Genomic DNA, 22,029 nt, shown 5'->3' on the forward strand with positions numbered 1-22,029 from the left:
TATTTGACTTCTCCTTTCTTATTTCAAGTGATTATTTAGGATCGAAGGAAAGCATGTTAACCGCTTCATCCAGCGATTTGTCAATCGCAAGCGGTGAGTACGTAAACCATGGGTCAGCTTTGATGAAATATACTTTGTGGTTTTTAACCGCAGGAAGATTTCTCCACAGTGCGCTTTGCTCGATTTCCTTGAGGATTCCATCCTTGCTCTCTTCATCATAAACCAGCATAATAATTCGGTCCCCTGACAGTTCAGGCAGCTTTTCCATCGAGATGCTATCGTAAACGAAATTAAAGTTCGGGTCCTTCTCCAGCTTTTGGCGTATGTACTCAGGAGGATTCAATTCAAGTGAACGGTAAATGACATGTCCTACATTCCGCGCCCCGTACACTCTTAGCACATCCTTGCCGTAAGTCATGTAAATCGTGACCGTTTCACCTTTCTTAAATTTTCCAGCTAGCTTCTTCCGGCCTTCGGCAGCCTTTTGATCCAGATTAACAATCCACTGCTCAGCTTCCTTGTCTTTACTGAGTACAGCGGCAACATCCCGAAATTGCTTGAACACATCCCCTGCTCCAAAAGAAACGACTACGGTTGGAGCAATTTTCTCCAGCTGCTCCTTCACTTCGGGAGTGGTATCTTCTGTTGTTATGATCAGGTCTGGCTGTAGCTCCAGCACCTTTTCTACATTTGTCGGGTTCCCAATATCCGCAATTCCGTCAATCTTTCCTTTTAAATATTCGCCCTCCAACAAATGGGAAGCAGCACCTACCGGCTTAACTCCCAAGGCCAGTATGGCATCCAAATATTGCGTCGTAATAACTCGTTGCGGATTTACAGGGATATTGATCTTGTTGCCAGTAGCATCTGTATATTCACGCATGGCAACCGTTTGGGATTGCCCGGAAGAGTCGTTAATGCTGGTCTTTCCGTTGGTCTGATTGCGGGTATCTGCGTTTCCACAAGCACCCAGTACAACCGTCAGCAGAACCACGAGACACAGTGTGATCCCCGATTTTACCCTGTTACTTTGTTGCAAGATGATGTCCTCCTTAAGTGTATATATCAAAAAAATGATAGTGATTCTCATTATCACACAATTGTTATTCTATCTTTTACCGCTACTTCTTACAACACAAAAATTAAAAACTTCCATATTATACGAAGCGAATGTTTACTGTCTTTGCAGAATCGTACTCAAAATAGACATTCTTGACTCAGAGTTGCATGAGCGCGCGCTTCATCTTCATCGTCTGGGTTTGCCTGTATCTTTATCCGATTTGGGTATACAAAGTGAACCAGAGCAGGCAGCCATTCGGATTGCTCAAGGTCTGACCTTACGTGAGGGCGCGGCGGATCACTCTGAAACACAAGGAGGAAGTGCAGCTAATGCCTCGCCTTCCCTTGCTTCCTCCCTGCCTTCTTCATAACCCCAACGCTTCCAAACTGGCATTAATTCCATGATCGCATTTCCCTCCTCCGGGTATTGTTCACTTAATTCCTTTAATATAGATTCTTCTTGTACGGGATCGGGCTTGAAATACAGATCAGCCACCGACATGATAAGAGCCAGTCTTGCATTGTCCCAACTCTGTCTTAGTCGAAAAATCATATGCAAATACGCCACACTTCATTTAGATACATCAGGTAAAATAAAAAATGGACTGATCGCATTCTCGCATCAGCCCGAAATCTTAAATTTATGGGGGTATACACCCGTTTTATTTCTTCTGATCCACTAGCTCCAGCTTGGCAGGAATTGATTTTTTCACGGTTTTACCTTGGAGTACATCCTGTGCCGCTCGAACCGCCAATTGTCCAATCAGTTCAGGTTGCTGAGCCACGGTCGCCGTGAGCTTGCCCTCCTTAATCGATTTAAGCGCATCCTCGTTGCCGTCAAAGCCGATCACCGGAATATTTTTACCCGAGCTTTGAATGGCTTCAATTGCCCCAAGCGCCATTTCATCATTATGGGCAAATACTGCCTGAACGTCCGGGTTTCCTTGCAGCAGGTTTTCCATGACATTCAAACCTTTGGTCCGGTCAAAATCGGCCGATTGCTTGGCAATAACGTTCAGTTCCTTATCCGCTACTTCGTGGAAGCCTTTACCCCGCTCACGGGTAGCCGATGCACCTGGTACGCCTTCCAACTCAATGACCTTGGCACCTTTTCCGACTTGATCGATCACGTATCTGGCAGCCATGCGTCCACCCTCTACATTGTCCGAAGCGACAAGCGCTTTTACATCTCCTTTGTCAGCAGAACGATCCAGCGTAATGACCGGGATGTTCAAAGCGTTAGCGGATTGAACCACCGTAGAGATAGCCGACGAATCTGTCGGGTTAATTAACAACGCATTTACGCCTTGCTGGATCAGATCGTCCACATCATTGCTTTGCTTCGCCGAATCATTTTGCGCATCGACGACAATGACTTGAAATCCTTGTTTTTTGGCTTCTGCAACGACTCCGTCTTTAAGAGAAACAAAGAATGGATTGTTCAGCGTTGAGATGGACAAGCCGATTTTGATCTCCTTCAAGTTCGCACCTGCTTTGGGTTTCGCCCATTCCGGCGGTTCCAGGGAACAACCCGTCATCAGCAGGAGCAGCAAGGCTGTCATGATTAATGTAAGTTTTTTCATTTATGTGGTCTCCTTCTATGCAGATTAGGCGTATTAAGCTGATTTCTTGCGGTCAATCAATACAGCAATGGCGATTACAATCCCTTTGACCACCATTTGATAAAAAGAGTTCACACCCAGCAAATTCAAGCCATTGTTCAGCGTCCCGATAATGAGTACACCGATCAACGTACCTACGATTCGTCCGCGTCCCCCCGACAGGCTTGTTCCACCCAGTACGACAGCCGCAATGGCATCCAGTTCATAAGAAGTACCTGCTGTCGGCTGCGCCGAGTTCAAACGTGAGGTCAAAATAGCACCCGCCAAAGCAGAGAGCATTCCAGCCAGAGAGTAAATCCAAATTTTCACGCGCGGTACTTTAATACCGGATACAATCGAAGCCTTCTCGTTACCACCGATGGCATACGTTTTGCGTCCAAACGGCGTTTTATGCAAAATGATCCACAGTACGGCAAAGGTAATGAGCATTGTAATCGCCGGAACCGGAATGCCAAACTGGTAGCCGCGGCCGAACAACTGAAATACCAGACTGTCTCCGAGTCCTGTAATGGGATTACCGTTGGTATAGACCAGCGTCAATCCTCTAAAAATAGTCATGGTTGCTAGTGTAGCGATAAACGGAGCCATTTTACCTTTGGTAATCATCAAGCCATTAATCATCCCCATGACGCCACCCAGCGCACAGCCAATGATAATCGCCAAAATCGGATCGAAACCGGCCAGCATCATATTTGCGACAAACGCACTGGATAGAGCTAGGATCGAGCCGACAGACAAATCAATCCCACCTGTGAGAATCACGAAAGTCATACCAAACGCAATCAGCGCATTAATAGATACTTGACGCAACAGATTTAGAATATTAAGCGGTTCCAAAAAGCTGGGATTCAAGACCGATACGATGATGACCAAAATAATGAGTCCCAGTAACGGGCCGAGCTTTTGCGTGATTTGCGACATTTGAAACCCTTTGCCACCTTTTGTTTCATTCATGGTTGTCATATTACTGTCCTCCTGTAGCTAACGTCATAATGTGTTCTTGCGTGGCTTCTTCCCTGCTCAGTTCCCCGCTAATTTTACCTTCATGCACAACGATAATACGATCGCTCATGCCGAGCACCTCGGGAAGTTCTGAGGATACCATAATGATCGCTACTCCACGCTCGGTCAGCTCGTTCATCAACTGGTAGATTTCCCGTTTGGCACCTACATCCACGCCTCTCGTTGGTTCGTCAAGAATAAGTACGCTTGGGCCAATGCCCACCCATTTGGCAATAACCACCTTTTGCTGATTGCCACCTGACAAACTGCGTACCGTCGTTTCGCCTGATTGTGTCTTAATTTGTAAGCGCTTAATTAATGTATTAACAAAATCCAGCTCTTTTTTGCCTGAAATAAATCCCTTTGACGTAAAGCTGAACAGATTGGGCAGCACCATGTTTTCCCGGATCGAAAAATCCAAAACCAATCCCTCATCCTTGCGGTCCTCTGTAATAAAGCCAATTCCCAGCTTAACCGCGTCATCCGGCTTGCGGATAGTCACCTTTTTTCCACGCACATGGATTTCACCGCTATCTAAAGCATCCAATCCAAAAAGCGCTCGCATGATTTCTGTTCGCCCCGAACCCATCAAACCTGAAAAGCCCACAATTTCCCCGGATCGCACGGTAAAATTCACATTTTCAAATAAACCTTTGTGCGAGGCATTTTTGACCTCCAGCACCACTTCTCCCAAAGCAGGTATTCTCGCCGGATAGCGCTCAGTTAGCTCCCTGCCGACCATTTTCCGGACAACCTCATCGAAATCAGTATCGGGAATCGCTTGGGTATCCACTGTTTTTCCATCACGCATGACGGTAATCCGGTCGCAGATTGCGAATATTTCCTCCATCCGGTGTGAAATATACACTATGGAAACGCCTTCTTTTTTCAAGGAAGTAATAACCTCAAACAGCTTTTGAATTTCCCGTTCAGTTAGCGCGGCTGTCGGCTCATCCATTACGATTACTTTGGCATCCGTCATCAATGCTTTGGCTATTTCAATCATCTGCTGTTGACCTACGGAACACTCGCCTGCTTCACCATTCAAAGGCAGATTCACGGCAAGCTTAGCGAATTGTTCATTTGCTAGCGCTTTCATTTTGGTGCTATCCAGCAATCCCCACTTGGATGTCATTTCCTTCCCAATAAACAGATTTTCCAGCACCGTCATTTCCGGCCACACATTCAGCTCCTGGTGGATAAAAGCAATTCCCTTTTGCTCCGCCTCTTTAGGATTCGCAAAATAGGTTTCCTGACCGTCAATGATAATCGTCCCTTCATCACGGCGATGCAGTCCGATTAAAATATTCATAAGTGTTGATTTACCTGCCCCATTTTCACCCATGAGTGCATGAACTTCTCCTTCACGGAGATCAAAATCAACACCACTCAGCACCTGATTGGTTCCAAAGGCTTTGTGAATTCCCTTCATTTGAATCCGCATGCTGCCCCTCCTTTTTATCCAAAATGAACTTATCCAAAATAGACTTTATCCAAAATAAACCCCGGCCTGCAGAATACAATTGGCAAACGGTTTATTTTCTCCTGTGCGAATGACCACCTTGGCATGACGGGTCAACTCCTTGAATTGCTCATGCGAACAAAACTCAATGGCGGCTGTTTGCGCCGTGGTCTGCGAATTAACTGACTGTTCCCCTGCAAATGTGCGGCTAATATACCGTAAAGCTTCCTCATTCCCCTGTTTAATTTCTTCAGCTAACGTTACCTTTTCGATCACCATGTCAGCTGCGATCACATCAACGACATCTTGAAAGGACGGTACACCCCATTTGAGAGCCAAATCAATTTTGGTAACGCCTTCAGGAATGGGTAAGCCGGCATCGGCCACGACAATATAGTCCGTGTGGCCGAGATCCGACAGTACCTTGGATATATGACTGTTCAGGATTCCATGTTTTTTCATATTATAATTGTTCCTCCACTTCACGCCGCGTTGGCATACCACCCTGTGCCCCAAACTTGGTAACGGACAGCGATGCAGCACGATTGGCGAATTTCACACTATCTGCCAGCGATTTCCCCTCAGCCAGCGCCACCGCAAATGCAGCGTTAAATGTATCCCCTGCACCTGTCGTATCCACGGCTTCTACTTTATAAGTAGGAACTACGACCTCCTGTTCTCCGTCGAAGAATCGTACACCGTTGCTGCCTTCAGTAACAAACAGCTTGTTCGGATATTGACGCAGTGCCTCTTGAAGGCTTTGGCCCTTGAACATAATAGCAGCTTCATGCTCATTTGGCGTAATATATGTCGCGTTCTCGATCACACTTGCTTCCACCTCACGAGCCGGAGCGGGATTCAGCAGCAGCGGCACCTCATACTTGGCGCAAATTTTGCTCACGTATACGACTGTTTCCTCCGGTATTTCCTGTTGGATGAGCACCATATCCGAATTTCGGATCACATCGAGTGCTTCCTCCACATAGGCTGGAGTTATTTCATTATTCGCTGCTTTTACAACGACAATACTGTTATCACCTTCAGCCAGTACGATATGTGCTGTGCCACTTTCCATATGTGTAACCGGTTTCACATAGCCAACATGAACATGATTTTCTTCATAGTTCCGTAAAATCTGTTGACCAAAATGATCATCCCCTACGCGTCCAATCATCGTAACATCCGCTCCGAGACGGGCTGCAGCTACTGCCTGATTGGCTCCTTTCCCCCCGGGTACGGTTGTAAAACTTTCACCCAGTACCGTTTCTCCTGCGCCGGGGCGCTTGGATGAAGTCACTACAAGATCCATAGAGCTGCTTCCGATAATCGTGATTTTAGCCATGATAATCCACCTTTCTGGTCGTTTCCCGTTCAATAAATTTGACAGGCAATTGTATGCTTGGATGGGTAAATATGCTCGAATGAAGATTAGGTACGCTTGACTTCGTTACTTGCGACTGCTCAATCAGTTGAATCAGCAAGCCTGCTGCTTCCCATCCCATTTCATACGCAGGCTGCCGGATCGTTGACAATGGCGGGAATAACAAGCTGCTTAACGGTATATCATCAAACCCGATAATCTGAACATCATCCGGGATTTTCTTTCCTAATCTATGTGCCTCGTGCATCACCGCTGTAGCCACAATATCGTTACTCGCAATGACTCCGTCTGTATCAGGATGCTTGTTGAACAGCTCTTTGGCCCACAGCTCGGCTTCCTTGAACGAAAAGGACGTCGTCTTGACGACATGATAAGCAATACTCGATTGCTGAAGTTCTTCAACCGCCCCGCGAAAACGATCCTGTGCCGGACGAATATGCGCCGGCCCCTGCATGACCGTAATTTGTTTGCTACCACGGGCCACGATTTCCTGCGCTGCAAGTCGACCGCCATGAGCACCATCCGCATATACGGAAGGACTGTCATTGGAAGTTCGATCGAGAAAAACGACAGGGATTTTCAGCTTGGCGTAGCAATCAGCATTGGGATCATTTGTAGATGAAATGACGCCAACGACATTATTTTGAATAAAGGTATCCATGTAATCCAGTTCTTTTTGCCGATCCTCATCACTATTGCCAAAAATAATTCGAAAATCATTTTCCTGCATTCGATCCTCCACCCCACGTGCTAGCAAGGGAAAGTAAGGATTCGTAATATCCGGCAGAAGCAGGCCGATCAATCTGGATTTCTTTTTATACAGAGAACGTGCAACTTCGTTGGGTTTGTAATTTAGTTGCTTAACAGCGGCCTCAACCTTGCGGCGTGTATCCTCATGCACATATCCGGTTTCATTAATAACCCTGGATACGGTCGCTACGGAAACGCCTGCAAAGCTGGCGACCTGTTTGATTGTTGTCATTGTGTAGTTTCAACTCCAATGTGTAACCGGTTACACATATAAAATATCACAGCATTTATTTTTTGACAAGTATTAAATATTTGCACGCATCAGGCTTTGGCCTTATAATTCTAATGTAACTTATTAAGTTTCACCTTTGATAAAAAATCTAAACGTGAGCTTACTCACTCCCGGTTACTCGATAAAATACGTATACATGGAGGCTTTTCCTTATGAATATCGAAGTTTGGTCTGATTATATGTGTCCGTTCTGTTATATCGGCAAACGCCGTTTGGAACAAGTATTGCAGCAATTCCCGCACCACGATGAGGTGAAATTGACGTTTAAGAGCTTTGAGCTGAACCCGGACGCTGTAAAAGATAGTGGTAAAACGATCAATGAAGAGCTGTCGGCCAAGTATGGCGTCAGTCTGCAAGAGGCTCAGGCTATGAATGATCGTATGAACGAAAACGCACGCTCGGCGGGTCTGGAGTACAATATTCATGCGATGGTGCCAACCAACTCGCTGGATGCCCACCGCTTAACGCTTTGGGCTCAAACACAAGGCAAAATGCTGGAGCTGAGCGAGCGCTTATTCCAGGCTGTGTTCATAGAAGGCAAGCATACAGGTGACCCTGAAGTGCTGACGGCGCTGGCTGCCGAGGTTGGTCTAGATCGAGACGAAGCCGCTGCTGTGCTGGCCAGTGATCGCTATACGGATGAAGTTAGAGCCGATGAAGCCGAGGGTGCTGAGTTGGGTGTTAGTGGTGTGCCATTCTTTGTTTTTGATCGTAAATTTGCTGTTTCGGGTGCTCAGCCGGACGAGGTATTCCATGATGCCCTGCAAAAAGCATGGGACGAACGCTCTCCGTTCACGATGGTAAGCGCAAGCTCCTCCGCAGACGATGCAGGTGGTGTATGCACAGACGACGGTTGTGAGCTTCCACGCCGCGAGAACTGATTGGCCGGTGAACAGCGATTCACAACCTCTTAATGAATTTTCATTAAAAAAGCGTGCCGCATCAGATTAGACCGTATGCTGGCGCGCTTTTTTAATATTTGTTACAACGATTTGATCATCCCACCATCGACAAGAATGGTGCTGCCTGTCAAATAGGACGAGGCTTCAGATGCCAGAAAGGCAATCACCCTCCCGAACTCTTCCGGCTCCCCATATCTTCCCAACGGAATACCCTCTTCTGCTTGCTTGCGAACCTGATCCAAAGTTTGCTGAGTCTTCTCGGCCCGATGCTCGTCCAAGCTTCGCACACGATCGGTTGCGATTCTTCCCGGCGCTACGGTATGTACCAGGATATTGTAAGGAGCTAATTCCAGAGACAGTGTTTTCGCCAATCCAGCGACACCCGTACGTAGTGTATTCGAGATAATAAGACCCGGAATCGGCTGCTTAACCGACGAGGATGCAATATTTAAAATTCGGCCGCTTTGTTGTTTTTTCATATAAGGTAGAGCTTCACGAATTAACCGGATATGACTAAGCAAATTTTGCTCAAAGGCTTGCAGCCAAACTTCATCCGTAAAATCATCAAAGGTTCCCGCAGGAGGCCCGCCCGCATTGTTAACTAAAATATCGACGGTGCTGAACAAATCTGCTGTACGACGGATAGCTTCGGAAATATGTTCAGGTTTCGTTACATCGCAAACCACATATTCGACGCGCCCGCTGGCCGTTTCTTGGAGTTCAGCCTGTGTATGTTGAAGCTCTGCTTCGTCCCGTCCCGAAATCACGACATTCGCACCTTCACGTGCCAGCTCCTGTGCGCTTGCCTTGCCAAGTCCTTTGCTGGAGCCTGCAACAAAGGCAGCTTTTCCCGTTAATCCTAAATCCATCTATGCCACTCCCTTTTCTCTGTGTTCTCTATTTAATTGTACACATGAACAGCACGTAATGCGAGTAGCCCCTCTTGGGTTATATAAAATTTCATTATACGCCCAACCTATTTCCACAGTATAATGGACAATGCACATGCATTTTTAAGAAATCGCACAATAGAAAGAAGATGAACCAGATATGTTCGGCACCATTCTTTTAGACGTGGTTTTACCTATTTTTGTACTCATCGGTTTTGGTTGTATCATGCAATATTATTTTCGACTGGATTTGTATACCTTAGCTAAGATCAATTTTTACTATATTACCCCTGCGGTTGTGTTTACTGGTCTTTATAACTCGGAAATTTCGTTAATGCTCATGGGCGAGGTTTCTCTTTTTTACGCCTTGTACATAACCATTTTGTACGTCATCAGTACGACTGTTGCCAGATCTCTGAAGTATAGCCCCGGAATGCGGGGAGCTTTTACAAACAGTGTCATGCTTGATAATTCTGGAAATTACGGCCTACCGATCAATCAGTTAGTATTCAAAGGTGATCCGCTGGCTACGTCCGTTCAAGCACTGATTATGACCTTTCAAAGCTTTGTCACGTTTACATACGGTACTTTTGTTGTACAAAACGGCAAGGCCGACAGTCGAAAAATTCTGATTAATTTTTTGAAAATGCCGGTTCCTTATGCCCTCGTGCTGGGCTTGCTGTTGAATCTGTTGCACAGTCCATTGCCCAATTTACTGGCAGAGCCGTTGAATTATATCAGCCAGTCGATGGTTGCCGTTGCACTGCTTACCTTAGGAGCGCAAATTGTGCAATATCCCTTTCGTCTGCGGCGTACAGCCGTGTATATCAGTATGGTGCTGCGTCTGATTGCCGGTCCTGCGGTCGGTTTTTTGCTCGTACTCCTGCTTGGGCTTAAAGGGATTCCTGCTCAAGCCCTGCTGATTGCATCTGGTATGCCTACCGGTGTTAATACAAGTATTCTGGCAGAAGAATATAAAAATGAACCCGATTTCGCAGCTCAAACGGTACTTCTTTCTACCATTGTGAATGTCATTACAATGACACTGTTGATTTCAGCATCCCGGTATCTTGTTTGATTTGATTGGATTATACAAGCCGAATAGTGCTTCCCATCGCCACCACTTCGCTTGTACAGCACTATTCCGCCTACTCCGTTTTTAACGTTCATTTTTTCGTGTTCGACTTATATGGAACCGCTTTTGTCTGAGGACAAGAGCATTTTTTTCTCAAAAAAAGAACATACGTTCGGGATGATTTTCCTTTTTCCTGATTAAAGTGGATGTGTGTTTTGTGGAGATCGTGTGCGAGAAAGAATTGTTTATCTATTGAGAATTTTTCATATAGTGAAATAATTATATTATCGACTGAGAATCAATAATGCCAACAAAAATAAAGCCAGCTCGCTCATCAGGAGTGGCTGGCTCTAGAATTATTCTTATGCTAAATGCTGCAAAGCAGTTTAGCCATTTTAGCAATAGTGCCCTTTTCGTTCGGATTTCGCTTGCCTTATCAGGGTTTACGGCTCTATCCCCCATTGCTTGCTTCCAGACAAGTAAGCAGTTACCCTAGTGGAATCTTTTAAACTGGTTGCTGTGGCATCAAAGGAATAATCATCGGTTTGGGTGTAATTGCTCCAATCCGCTTTGGATATCCGTGTTTGCAGTTCCACACTTTGACCGGGATTTAAAGAACCCGCCCCTGGCTTAAAGCCAATTTCCACATAAGAATCTGCTCCCGGTTTCTGATTGGACAGTGTTTTGAAGCTGGCGATCACATTCTCAGGACCAACACTTGACCAATCTGCAAAGAAATTTTGGGACTTCTCCCCATTTATAGTGTAATAATAACGCAGCGTCACATTCGCAAGGGAAACGGACGAGGTTCCTGTATTCGTAATTTTAAACTTGGAGCTGATCGTATTACTTGTTTCGGATACATTCCCATTGAAGGTCTGTACCTTGAGAACACCCTGTTCTGTTCCCGGCTCGCTTGGTGTATTTTCCTTTACTGTCACCGTAAACTGCACATCACTACCTGCATTAAAATGAAACGTTAGCACTGTATCTCCTTTAGGGAGTTTGGACAAATACTTATTGGAGAAGGTAACCGTTTCGCCATTGAGCGTATAATCTTCACCTTTATTCAGCACTACGCTGCCCTGCTGGATGGCGTCTAACGTATTTCCGCTAAGTGTAAGCTTTACGGAAATATCAGCATTGGTATTATCCGGTCCATAGGTTGCAGTCGTCGGCGTAATGCTGGACTGACCTGCAGATGGTTGATCACCGTTCACTCGATCCGCCACCAGAATGCCGCGGCCATTTGTCCCCAGATAAGCATGTCCATAAACTCGGGGGTCACCAATAATGGTAGTCACTCGAGCATATTGATGCTTGTCGTCATTAATGCGTACCCAGTTTGCGCCAGCATCGTCCGAACGGTAAAATCCGCGTGTACCGTCGATTTTACCAACGATGAATACAGCTGCATTGGTACGATTCGGTGCTGCTTTACCAAAGCCTACAAAGTCTGCCTCCTGCACATTAGCGAGCTTCGTGAACGTAACACCGGAATCCTTGGAATGCCACAAGCCGTATGGCCCTCCATCCTCAGAGCCCCCAGCGAACCACACATCCCCTTCTACTCCACGTACTGCATCAATGTCGGCATTACCTACGGTTGGCAAGCCAGATACCGCCGAGGCGGTGAACGATACGCCTCCATTGGTGCTGACAAATATTTTTCCGGCCGCGAACGCATAGTATTTGTTGGAATTCACCCGATCCGAGGCAATCTTCGCGTTTGCTGGAATACCTGTACTTGCGGTCCATGAGTTGCCGCCTGTTTTGGAGTAAAATACGCCTTTGTCCGAGGTACTCCAGAGTAAGCCATTACCATCTGCCGCAACGGCTATGCTTCCCCCTCCTGCTGTGCTTGAAGGCTCACTGTTCGCTTTATACCAGTTTGCTCCGCCATCATTGGAGAAGCCGATGGATTTGGCATTCGGATCTTTTTTGTAATCGGCTTTGCCTACCCGCGCCATAAAAGCTGGATTCAGCTCGGCATAGTCGATACTTTCACTGCTTGTAAAAGTGGGATTATCCAGCATTTTAGCTGGAGCCTTGAACAGATCGTCATGTCTGAACCCGGAGACATCCCCTACTGCACTCACCAAAGGCGCACCGGTTGGAGGGCTTACAAGATCCAAGATCGCCGTTTCCTCTAATCCCTTAGCTGCTACCGAAATGTCCAGCTTGCTGCCTTTGTCCCAGTTGGTCACATTTTTGGAGCCGTAAATCGTAGCTCCTGTGCCGTACAACATATGGTCTGAATTAAATGGATCAATCTCCAGATCCCCGATCATCCAGCCCAGCTTGGGCGATAGTTCCGGCGGAGCAGGGTTGGCATTGAAAGTCAGCCAAGGTGCAGCTGTTATATCCAAATTGTATTTCAGCTTGCGAGTTGGATAACCATCAAATTCCCAAATGGGGCTCCAGGTTGCCCCGCTGTCGGTGCTGCGATAAATCGTTGCATCCGGCCACCAGGAATTTAGCGTAGCCACCATCAGAGTACCCGGCTTCTGCGCATCTACTGTCAGTCCACCATATCCAAAATAATTGTCCGTGCTGCTACTGGCAACAGGACTTATATTGGTCCATTGTCCGCTGGCTGTATTCAATTTCCACACATCACCCTTTGTCCCGTCATATGGACCTGCTCCATCGCTATAAGAGATATACAGGTTGCCGTCCGATGACAACACGCCATGATGCGGTAAATAGCCCGTTGGCTGTCCTGCTACAGCGGACCAGGTTGTCCCGCCATCTGTACTGCAATAGACACTTTGCTTTTTATCCGCAACACCTACATAGATCGTCTGTGTTGCTTTACTGGCAGAGCCCGTCTTTTTGTCAAACGTAATCCAGGCCAAACCGACAATATCACTGGTGTACTCATTGGAAGGGTCCTGTACATACGTGCCCGGATTCGGAAAGCTGCTCACCTTGCTCCAGGTTGCCCCATAATCCGAGCTTTTCCATAATCCATTACCGCTCCGTGCCCCGAAGAACAAAATATTGTTCTTATTAGGATCAATCGTCAGACGTTCGCCCATCGAGCGTCCTGGCATATTGCCTCCCACCTTAAAAGGAAGCTTTGTTGTCTGCCACGTATTGCCCCGGTCTGTCGATCGCATAATCTGCCCGTTTTGCTTGTCCCAGGAATTGGTATACGTACCTGTAGCTATATATACACGATTCGGATCAACAGGATCGGTCGCCAACGCATCTACGCCATTTTTGTTCCAATCTTCCCAACCCACAGAATCCGTCAACGGAATCCAGCTCTCGTCAGCGGGATTCCAGCGATAAGCACCTCCAATATCCGTACGGGCATAGATCAGATTTTTTTCCTTCTCATTAAAAATGATACCAGGCACAAAACCGCCACCTCCACCCGTGACCACACTCTTCCAGGTGTACTCATCACTTGGAGCGGCAGCATGTGACGACGTTATCAACCCTGCCCAGGAAGCACCCGCTACCACAAGCGCCAAACACGCGATCCTAAACCTGCTTTTTGCCTTAGTCAATGAATTCAACCTCCTTCTCTATTTTCATTTGAATATGCGAGTCATTTCCAGATGAAAGAAATCAGTCGATTCCAGATTCGTTCCTAATGATTGTCTTTCCAACAACCAACATAGTCTAATAAAAACTTCTCTCGGCCTCACCCCCAGTCGTTATCAATGAAATGCAACAGGAATTACTTTTTATAAAACGCTTACATTTTATCTTGCTCAATAGATTCGTCATCTTTTTCTCGGTTCCTTGTGTAAAAAATCAAGATTATGTTAATATCATCACTTGCTCTGCGGCTTACAATGTGGGTTTGATACTTCTCCTGTGCGTTGATACCTTTTATATATTACTATTATGAATTTTTCATATATTGAAATAATTACTTCATTTCTCATTCTTTAATATCTGTCAAAATACTTTGATATACGCCAAAAAACCGCGCTATGCGCGGTTCCGATTTACGTGAATGCCATCGATAAACTTTAAATATACCCTTTATTATTGCAAATATTCAAGCGCAAGCGCCAAAAATATGTGGCCTGACACAAGCAATGCACGCTCATCAAAATCAAAATGAGGATGGTGGTGAGCATAATGTGTTCGTTCATCCTCATTACGCGCCCCCACATGAATGAAAGCTCCTGGCCGTTTCTCCAAATAATAAGCAAAATCCTCTGCTCCCATGACCGGCTTCAGATCCAGAAAAGCGTCTGCTCCATACAGCCTGCCGACAAGCTCGCGAACACGTTCGGTTTCGGCTTCGGCATTCACCAGAGAAGGATAGCCATTCAGATAGTCAATTTCATATCCTGCATGATAAGCCTCAGTCAAGCCCTTGACGATACTGCGAATTTCATTCTCGACTTCCTTGCGCACTTCTTTATTAAACGTACGCACGGTCCCTTCAATTTTAGCCTTATCCGCAATGACATTGAAGGCGGTTCCCGCCTGAAAAACACCAATGGTCAACACTGCTGATTCAATAGGGTCCACCCTGCGGCTGACCACCTGCTGTAATCCATTCACAATTTGGCTACCGATGACAATAGAGTCTACCGTCTGATGCGGTCGCGCGCCATGCCCGCCTTTGCCATTGATCTGAATCGTAAATGCATCGACAGCCGCCATGGCGGGCCCACTCTTTAATCCAATTTTACCAAGTGGAATTTCAGATGCGAGGTGAATACCGTATACCGCCTCCACCCCATCCAGACAGCCATCCTCAATCATGAACTTGGCTCCACCAGGCGGTTTTTCTTCCGCATGTTGAAAAATAAACACAAGCTTTCCCTTCAGCGTCTCACGGTTATGGCTCAACACGCGTGCCACTCCTAACAGCGCAGCCGTATGACCATCATGTCCACAAGCATGCATAACGCCAGGAACGGTGGATTTATAAGGCACATCCTTTTCATCCTGTATGGGAAGCGCATCAAAATCAGCACGAAACGCAATCGTTCTACCCGGCTGGCCGCCCTCTAAAAACCCGAGCACACCGTTTCCACCCACATTCGTTCTTACCTCAATACCAAAAGAGCGCAATTGATCGGCGATAAATGCAGACGTATTCGTTTCTTCAAAAGAAAGCTCGGGATGCTGATGCAGATGTCTTCTCCACGCAATCAGATCTTGCTCACCGTCTTTCAATTCCTGAACCCATTTCTCTAGCATAATACCCTCTTTTCCTATTGACTTTATATAATTATATGTTTATCTTACCATGAATTTACTGTAGAATCTTCTATCTGCCGATAACAAGCCAAAGAAGATATGTCTTTGATTTAGGTCGGGTAGTGACAAGCGGCATAATGTCCTGTGCCAATCGCTGTCAGTTCCGGCGCTTCCTCACGACAACGCGAGGTCGCCAGCGGACAACGAGTATGAAAACGACAGCCTGACGGTGGCTTCGCAGGCGAAGGAATCTCACCTTGTACCGTAATTAGCTCCCGTCGGTTTTTCGGATTCGGATTGGGTATGGAAGCAACAAGCCCTCGGGTATAGGGATGTGCCGGATGCCGGAAAATCTCCTCGCTTGGCGCAATTTCTACGAGCTTACCCAAGTACATGACCCCAATCCGGTCCGATATATGTCGGACAATGTGCAATCCGTGCGCGATAAACAAATAGGTCGTATCCAGCTTGCGCTGTAAATCCTGAAGCAGATTGACAATTTGCGCCTGAACAGAAACATCCAAAGCCGAAACTGCCTCATCCGCCAAAATAAACTGCGGTTGCAGCGCAATTGCACGAGCAATCCCGATCCGCTGGCGCTGGCCTCCCGAAAATTCATGCGGATACCGCGTGATCAGCGAAGGCGACAATCCGACTGCACTCAGCAGTTCCTCGACTCGTTCCCGTTTGGCCTTGCCATTCAGCCCTTCATGAACCGCCAGCGGTTCACCGATAATATCCCCCACATTCCAACGCGGATCAAGCGACCCGTAAGGGTCTTGAAAAATCATCTGCATATCACGGCGGGCAGATCGTAATTCGGAATTCCCTAACTTTGTCAGCTCCCGATCCTGAAACCATACCTGCCCTGAGGTTGGGCGTTCCAACTGCATCAGAAGGCGGCCTAAAGTAGACTTACCACTGCCGGATTCGCCGACTAGTCCAAAGGTTTCACCCTGACGGATCGAAAACGATACATCATCCACCGCCCGGATGGAAGCACCTGCCCGACCGGAAAAGCTTCTTTTCACTGGATAATACTTGCGAAGTCCATCCACCCGGAACAAATTCTGCTTGTCATGCCCTGTGTCCGCAACAGTTACACTGGATTTTGCAGATTCCTTTACCTGTACGCCATCACCACTCACTTTGACCCCATCAACAGCAGATACATACGTCACTTCTTCCTTTACTTCTGACGCTTCTTCGACAGCATCTGCCGAGACTCGCCCTTCCACCGATAGCTCTGAAATGCGCCAATCACCGGACGCAGCCAACTGCTCCGAATGCCAGCAAGCTACCTCGCGTCCATCCTTGGCAGCCAACGGAGGCGTTTCGTTTTTGCATTGTTCCGTCGCATGCGGGCAACGCGGGTGAAACAAGCAGCCGGACGGCAACGCACTCAGACTGGGGATGGCCCCCGGGATCGAAAACAGCTTGCTGCTGCGATCTGTATCCAGCGTTGCCACCGAACGAAGCAAGCCTCTTGTGTACGGGTGCAGCGGCAGCTCGAACAGTTTTTCCGTTGTGGCCTGCTCCACGACTCGCCCGGCATACATCACGACAATTCGATTCGCAACCTCCGCCGCAATACCCAAATCATGCGTAATCAACAGAATCGACATGTTGAATTCCGCCTTTAATTCCTGAAGCAACTGCAAAATTTGGGATTGAATCGTTACATCCAGCGCCGTCGTCGGTTCATCCGCAATCAGCAACTCAGGGCCACATGACAGCGCCATCGCAATCATCGCCCGTTGCAGCATCCCGCCAGACAGCTCTCCGGGATACTGCTTCATACGGATTTCCGGCTCAGGAATCCCTACTCTGTTTAGCAAACGAACAGCATGAGCCCACGCTTGCTTCCGTGTCTTCCGATCATGCTCCATAATGATTTCCATCAGCTGATATCCAATAGTGTACACCGGATCAAACGCCGCCATCGGCTCCTGAAATACCATCGCCATCTTTTTGCCGCGAAGTGAGCGTAATTCCTGCTGTGATAAAACGGTCAAATCTATGCCCTTCAACCGTATTTGCCCTTGGGCAATTCGCCCGTTCTCATAATCGATCAGCCGCATAATCGCCTTGGAGGTAATCGTTTTTCCGCTACCGGATTCACCAACGAGGCAGACCGTTTCCCCCGCCCCTATCGTCAGCGATACGTTGTCGAGTGCTTGCAGCAAACCTTTTTTAGTGTGAAAATCGACCGACAAATGTTCAATCTCCAGCAATGATGACAAACGACTCCCTCCTTCTACAGCACTAACGAATAGGCTGCCTGATGCTAGTTTGCGTTCTTTTTCGGGTCCAGCTCATCTCTCAGCTTGTCGCCCAAAATATTGACCGACAGCACGAACAACGTAATGGCTAGACCAGGAAAGGTGCATATCCACCAAGCCACTGTCAAATACCCGCGTCCCTGAGACAATACCGTTCCCCAGTCCGGAATTTCCTTTACCGTGCCAAGCCCCAGAAAGCTTAATCCCGATCCGGCCAAAATAGCGCTTCCGATTCCAAGCGTCGCCATCACGAGCAAAGGTGACAGGGAATTAGGAAGCACATGTCGCCAAAAGATGCCGAAAGGTGTAACTCCGATGGAGCGTGAAGCCGTAACGTAAGAACGTCCTTTTATACTCATTATCTGTCCCCGCATGACCCTTGCGTAACCCGGAACAGCAGATATGGCTACCGCCAGTACGATATTAAACAAGCTCGGCCCGAGAGCTGCCGCAATCGCCAAAGCCAGTAGAATGCCGGGAATAGTCATCAAAATATCAATAAATCGCATCAGCACTGTATCTACGATGCCACCAATGTAGCCTGACAGCGCCCCGATGATTCCCCCGGCCAACCCACCGACGAGCACCGACATAAAGCCGATAAACAGGGAATCCCTACTTCCGTAAACGACCAGACTGAATACATCCCGTCCAAAATAGTCCGTTCCTAACCAGTGAGCAGCGCTTGGGCCCTGTAAAATCTGGTCGCTTAACATTTCTGTTGGCGCATAGGAAGCAATCCATTGCGGAAACGCTGCACAGGCGATTACGAACACAATAACTAGCCCTGCCGCATATACGAATCCATCCGACACTCCTCCGAACCGTAATCTTCCGGTTTTCCGAACAACCCGCTGCTTTCTTTCCTTCCAGACTGTTTTGGCCGCCATCGTTTCTCTCAACTGTCTTCCTCCTCCCTTATTCCTGCCGACTTACGCCGAGCGTCTAACCCTCGGATCAATGAATGTATAAGATATATCCACCAATAGATTTACGATCACGTACATGATGGCAGAGAACAACACAACTCCCTGCACAACTGGTAAATCCTTAGCCATTATCGCATCCGCAATTAAACGTCCAATACCTTGTCGCGAAAATACCGTCTCACTCACAACTGCTCCGGCCAGCATTTCTCCCATCAGCATCCCAATCATCGTTATCGCCGGAATCAACGCATTGCGTAGTGCATGACGGTACATAATGACCTTCTCCGATAAGCCTTTGGAACGGAGCGTAACGATAAACTGCTCATTAATGACCTCCAGCATACTGTTACGTACCATTCTGACAATAAACCCTGCACCGACAATGCCCAAAGTGAGAGACGGAAGCACAAGTGTTTTCCAGCCGTCCGAGCCCATTGCAGGTAGCCACCCCAAATGAATGGAGAAAATGAGCAACAACAGAATTCCTGACCAGAATGTGGGCATGGAAATGCCGAACAATCCGACGATTCGCGCGATGATATCAATTGGCTTATTCCGATGAATGGCCGACAGCACTCCAAGCAGGACACCAATGATGACCGAAATAGCAGAACCGGCAAGCGTCAAAGCCAATGTTGGCGGGAGATTGACCCATATTTTAGGTAGCACCGGATCAGCATTGAGGAGTGATTTTCCAAAATCACCTTGTAGCAGATTTCCGAAATAATTCAAAAACTGAACATGAAAAGGCTGATCCACTCCCAACTTATGACGCAAATTGGCGATCATTTCTGGCGTGGCCGTCGAAGGGTCCAGAATAGAATCCATCGGGTCCCCCGGAAGCAGATACAAAATACTGAACACCAGAATACAAGAACCCACAATCACCAACAAAGAGGTAACCAGTCGTTCTACAACAGCTCTGATCATGAAGCACACTCCTTTCCGTCTGGATGGCTCGCCAGAAACAATTTAGCCATATTATTTTTGAATGCGAACATCGTTGAACAGCGGATAACCCACTAAATCGAATTTAAGACCTTGCACCGACTTGGCGGCTCCAACGGTATAAGGGAATACATAAATCGGAATGATAACGGCCTGATCACGGATCAATTGTTGTACTTTTTTGTAAATTCCCTCCCGCTTGGCATCATCCTTTTCAATAGCGCCCTGCTCCAACAGCTTATCGACCTCAGCATTGGAGAAGTTAGGCAGTGTAGGCCGCTGATTCGGAGCCGCTGTGTGGTAAAAAGCATATAACGCGTTCGGGTCCACATTGACCTGGCTATTCCCGTAGAAATCATAGTTTCCGTTCGTATATACAACTGTTGCAACATCCTTGGTAATTTCAATCTTCACATCAACACCGATTTTCTTCAGCTGCTGCTGAATAATGGCTGCAATGTCGTTGCGTTTTTCACGGTTCGGCGTGCCGTCTACATAATGCAGCGTCAGACGTTTTCCATCCTTCACTCGGAAACCATCCGCACCTCTGACCCAACCCAGTTCATCCAGCAACTGATTGGCTTTGTTAGCATCCGGCTGCAAGCCGTTTTCCAGTGATTTATCATATCCAAAAATACCCGGAGTGAGTGGCGACCAAGCCTGCTCATAGGTACCCAGGTAAAGCGTTTTGACAATCGTCCCCACATCAATACCGTATTGCAACGCCTGTCTGGCCTTCAATTCATTCCACGGTGCCTTCTTTTGGTTAATGAACAGCGTGTATGGTAAACCCAGGGTATTGACCTGCAGCAATTGAAAATTAGGGTCACTCCTCAGCGTTAAAATATTTTGCGGCGGAACTGTTTCTGCGGCCAATGCCTGCCCGCTCTGCACACTGCCGATCCGTGTCGCTTCCTCCGGCACGATTTTAAAGGTCACGCTATCTAAATACGGTGCTCCCTTGTTCTCAATGGTTTCCGGCGCCCATTTGTAATCCGGGTTACGCTCAATTTTGATTTCTGCATTTTCGTCCCATTTTACAAACTTGAAGGGGCCTGTGCCCACCGGATGCTTGCCGAATTGATCTCCATATTTCTTGACTCCTGCAGGAGAAACAATAGCTACTGCCGGAATACTTAAATTGCTCAAAAATGCCTGCGATGGTCGTTTCAGATTCAGCTTAATCGTGTATTCGTCTATTACTTGTGAGGATTCATACGGGGCCAGCAAGTTAGCAGCATTACCAACTACAGCTTGCGGATCAATAATCTGGTCATAGCTGAATTTGACTGCTTCCGCATTAAACGGAGTTCCGTCATGGAACTTGACGTCCTTGCGCAGCTTGAACGTATAGCTTTTGCCATCCTCGGAAACGCTCCATTCGGTCGCCAGCCAAGGCTTAATTGTATTGTCCGGCAGCTTTACAACCAAATTGTCGAATATCCCCCGATACACCCGGGATGCTACCGCCAAGCCACTCTTATGCGGGTCCAGTGAATCCGGCGATGTCGCCAGCGCATAGGTCAGGTCCCCACCTTCTGCGGCTTGCCCGCCTCCCGCTGCATTTGCCCCAGTATTCGTAGAATTCGCTCCTCCATTGCCTGAGCATGCCGATAATACCAGCACCAGCGACAGGGTTAGAGCTAACATTTTCGCATATCGACTTGTTCGTTTCACTTGTAAAACACTCTCCGTTCTCGTGGGTAATTTTATGAATGCATTGCATATTTGGAGCCGATGCCACATTGTTGATAATTCCAATCAGATATATATGAATTGTACAAATAACTGTATACCCGTGTTTTTATAGTGTCAATGCAAGTTCTAATTGGAATGATCTATGGATGGATAGAAGACTTAAATTGACAACGCAAAAAAGAGCCGACAGGATGCTCTCCCCGACTCATTTTTGCAGCTAATCACAGTTTTGAATTTTTCAGGTATTGAAAAACTGACTTATATTCCCTCGTACCGGATGAATCTGCTCCCTGTACTCCCCATCCGTATAACTGCCAATCACCTTACGCCAAAAGGACTGTGCTGGCCTGTTCGTGCTCATCTGCGTCACCTTCCAACGCCCGGCAAAACGTCCAAACAGCTCATGAGCCGCCCAAGTACCGACCCCATTATGCCGATAAGGACGAAGCACAAAGAACTCAGCCATGTAGTAGTCAGCCTCCCGATTGCTGGACATTCGGTCAACCAATGCGAAACCTACTGGAACGTCCTGCCTCCAGATTAGAAAAAGTCGTCGTGT

Annotated in this window: 18 protein-coding genes; 2 read left to right on the plus strand and 16 right to left on the minus strand. The window is 47.3% G+C overall.

Translation table 11 applies throughout. The features are described 5' to 3' along the window. Positions 1-31: 31 nt before the first annotated feature. The 8 genes from QD47_RS17845 to QD47_RS17880 all read right to left on the minus strand — a co-directional run bounded on the left by QD47_RS17845 (position 32) and on the right by QD47_RS17880 (position 7,508). A complete protein-coding gene (locus QD47_RS17845) occupies positions 32-1,039 on the minus strand; it encodes an ABC transporter substrate-binding protein (RefSeq protein ID WP_044647398.1) in 1,008 nt (335 codons plus the stop codon). Positions 1,040-1,357: 318 nt separating this feature from the next. Continuing rightward, complete coding sequence (locus QD47_RS17850) at positions 1,358-1,612, minus strand: hypothetical protein (protein WP_044647399.1); 255 nt, start codon at positions 1,610-1,612, stop codon at positions 1,358-1,360. Positions 1,613-1,721: 109 nt separating this feature from the next. Next, positions 1,722-2,642 (minus strand): ribose ABC transporter substrate-binding protein RbsB, encoded by a 921-nt coding sequence (gene rbsB / locus QD47_RS17855; protein WP_044647400.1) that lies wholly within the window; start codon positions 2,640-2,642, stop codon positions 1,722-1,724. Between the two features lie 33 nt (positions 2,643-2,675). Further along, positions 2,676-3,644 (minus strand): ribose ABC transporter permease RbsC, encoded by a 969-nt coding sequence (gene rbsC / locus QD47_RS17860; protein WP_014281544.1) that lies wholly within the window; start codon positions 3,642-3,644, stop codon positions 2,676-2,678. Position 3,645: 1 nt separating this feature from the next. Further along, positions 3,646-5,127: a sugar ABC transporter ATP-binding protein gene (locus tag QD47_RS17865; protein ID WP_044647401.1), complete on the minus strand. Its 1,482-nt coding sequence runs from the start codon at positions 5,125-5,127 to the stop codon at positions 3,646-3,648. Between the two features lie 45 nt (positions 5,128-5,172). Continuing rightward, on the minus strand, positions 5,173-5,607 hold the full coding sequence (gene rbsD, locus QD47_RS17870; protein ID WP_044647402.1) for a D-ribose pyranase: 435 nt from the start codon (positions 5,605-5,607) through the stop codon (positions 5,173-5,175). 1 nt (position 5,608) lies between these two features. Continuing rightward, complete coding sequence (gene rbsK, locus QD47_RS17875) at positions 5,609-6,487, minus strand: ribokinase (protein WP_044647403.1); 879 nt, start codon at positions 6,485-6,487, stop codon at positions 5,609-5,611. Continuing rightward, a complete protein-coding gene (locus tag QD47_RS17880; RefSeq protein ID WP_044647404.1) occupies positions 6,480-7,508 on the minus strand; it encodes a LacI family DNA-binding transcriptional regulator in 1,029 nt (342 codons plus the stop codon). The genes rbsK and QD47_RS17880 overlap by 8 nt, the downstream gene beginning before the upstream one ends. A 212-nt stretch (positions 7,509-7,720) precedes the next feature. Here QD47_RS17880 and QD47_RS17885 point away from each other — a divergent pair, with 212 nt between their 5' ends. After that, a complete protein-coding gene (locus QD47_RS17885) occupies positions 7,721-8,449 on the plus strand; it encodes a DsbA family oxidoreductase (RefSeq protein WP_044647405.1) in 729 nt (242 codons plus the stop codon). 101 nt (positions 8,450-8,550) lie between these two features. Here QD47_RS17885 and QD47_RS17890 read toward each other — a convergent pair whose 3' ends face one another. Then, positions 8,551-9,339 carry an SDR family oxidoreductase gene (locus QD47_RS17890; RefSeq protein ID WP_044647406.1) on the minus strand — a complete coding sequence of 263 codons (789 nt, stop codon included), beginning with the start codon at positions 9,337-9,339 and terminating at the stop codon, positions 8,551-8,553. Between the two features lie 181 nt (positions 9,340-9,520). On the opposite strand from QD47_RS17890, the gene QD47_RS17895 reads away from it, so the two are divergent. Beyond that, positions 9,521-10,438: an AEC family transporter gene (locus QD47_RS17895; RefSeq protein WP_044647407.1), complete on the plus strand. Its 918-nt coding sequence runs from the start codon at positions 9,521-9,523 to the stop codon at positions 10,436-10,438. A 440-nt stretch (positions 10,439-10,878) separates the two neighbouring features. Here QD47_RS17895 and QD47_RS17905 read toward each other — a convergent pair whose 3' ends face one another. From QD47_RS17905 to QD47_RS17935, 7 genes are all read right to left on the minus strand, one after another. Continuing rightward, positions 10,879-13,953: a X2-like carbohydrate binding domain-containing protein gene (locus tag QD47_RS17905; protein WP_044647409.1), complete on the minus strand. Its 3,075-nt coding sequence runs from the start codon at positions 13,951-13,953 to the stop codon at positions 10,879-10,881. A 487-nt stretch (positions 13,954-14,440) separates the two neighbouring features. Further along, the gene (locus tag QD47_RS17910) at positions 14,441-15,613 is read right to left on the minus strand and encodes a M20 metallopeptidase family protein (RefSeq protein WP_044647410.1); all 1,173 of its coding nucleotides are present in this window, start codon (positions 15,611-15,613) and stop codon (positions 14,441-14,443) included. Between the two features lie 110 nt (positions 15,614-15,723). Then, positions 15,724-17,856 (minus strand): ABC transporter ATP-binding protein, encoded by a 2,133-nt coding sequence (locus QD47_RS17915; protein ID WP_044647411.1) that lies wholly within the window; start codon positions 17,854-17,856, stop codon positions 15,724-15,726. Positions 17,857-17,900: 44 nt separating this feature from the next. Next, positions 17,901-18,797: an ABC transporter permease gene (locus QD47_RS17920; RefSeq protein WP_044647412.1), complete on the minus strand. Its 897-nt coding sequence runs from the start codon at positions 18,795-18,797 to the stop codon at positions 17,901-17,903. Between the two features lie 30 nt (positions 18,798-18,827). Further along, complete coding sequence (locus QD47_RS17925) at positions 18,828-19,754, minus strand: ABC transporter permease (RefSeq protein WP_044647413.1); 927 nt, start codon at positions 19,752-19,754, stop codon at positions 18,828-18,830. Positions 19,755-19,805: 51 nt separating this feature from the next. Further along, complete coding sequence (locus tag QD47_RS17930; RefSeq protein ID WP_044647415.1) at positions 19,806-21,422, minus strand: ABC transporter substrate-binding protein; 1,617 nt, start codon at positions 21,420-21,422, stop codon at positions 19,806-19,808. A 286-nt stretch (positions 21,423-21,708) separates the two neighbouring features. After that, positions 21,709-22,029 (minus strand): GNAT family N-acetyltransferase (locus QD47_RS17935; protein WP_044647416.1); only part of this gene is annotated, 321 nt, incomplete at its 5' end.

Source organism: Paenibacillus terrae, assembly GCF_000943545.1.
Lineage (GTDB): Bacteria > Bacillota > Bacilli > Paenibacillales > Paenibacillaceae > Paenibacillus > Paenibacillus terrae_A.

Bases quoted from the DNA above. Each gene is read 5' to 3' on its own strand.
- QD47_RS17850 (WP_044647399.1), bottom strand. From the start codon at position 1,612: ATGATTTTTCGACTAAGACAGAGTTGGGACAATGCAAGACTGGCTCTT.
- rbsB (WP_044647400.1), bottom strand. From the start codon at position 2,642: ATGAAAAAACTTACATTAATCATGACAGCCTTGCTGCTCCTGCTGATG.
- rbsC (WP_014281544.1), bottom strand. From the start codon at position 3,644: ATGACAACCATGAATGAAACAAAAGGTGGCAAAGGGTTTCAAATGTCG.
- QD47_RS17865 (WP_044647401.1), bottom strand. From the start codon at position 5,127: ATGCGGATTCAAATGAAGGGAATTCACAAAGCCTTTGGAACCAATCAG.
- rbsD (WP_044647402.1), bottom strand. From the start codon at position 5,607: ATGAAAAAACATGGAATCCTGAACAGTCATATATCCAAGGTACTGTCG.
- rbsK (WP_044647403.1), bottom strand. From the start codon at position 6,487: ATGGCTAAAATCACGATTATCGGAAGCAGCTCTATGGATCTTGTAGTG.
- QD47_RS17880 (WP_044647404.1), bottom strand. From the start codon at position 7,508: ATGACAACAATCAAACAGGTCGCCAGCTTTGCAGGCGTTTCCGTAGCG.
- QD47_RS17885 (WP_044647405.1), top strand. From the start codon at position 7,721: ATGAATATCGAAGTTTGGTCTGATTATATGTGTCCGTTCTGTTATATC.
- QD47_RS17890 (WP_044647406.1), bottom strand. From the start codon at position 9,339: ATGGATTTAGGATTAACGGGAAAAGCTGCCTTTGTTGCAGGCTCCAGC.
- QD47_RS17895 (WP_044647407.1), top strand. From the start codon at position 9,521: ATGTTCGGCACCATTCTTTTAGACGTGGTTTTACCTATTTTTGTACTC.
- QD47_RS17910 (WP_044647410.1), bottom strand. From the start codon at position 15,613: ATGCTAGAGAAATGGGTTCAGGAATTGAAAGACGGTGAGCAAGATCTG.
- QD47_RS17925 (WP_044647413.1), bottom strand. From the start codon at position 19,754: ATGATCAGAGCTGTTGTAGAACGACTGGTTACCTCTTTGTTGGTGATT.
- QD47_RS17930 (WP_044647415.1), bottom strand. From the start codon at position 21,422: ATGTTAGCTCTAACCCTGTCGCTGGTGCTGGTATTATCGGCATGCTCA.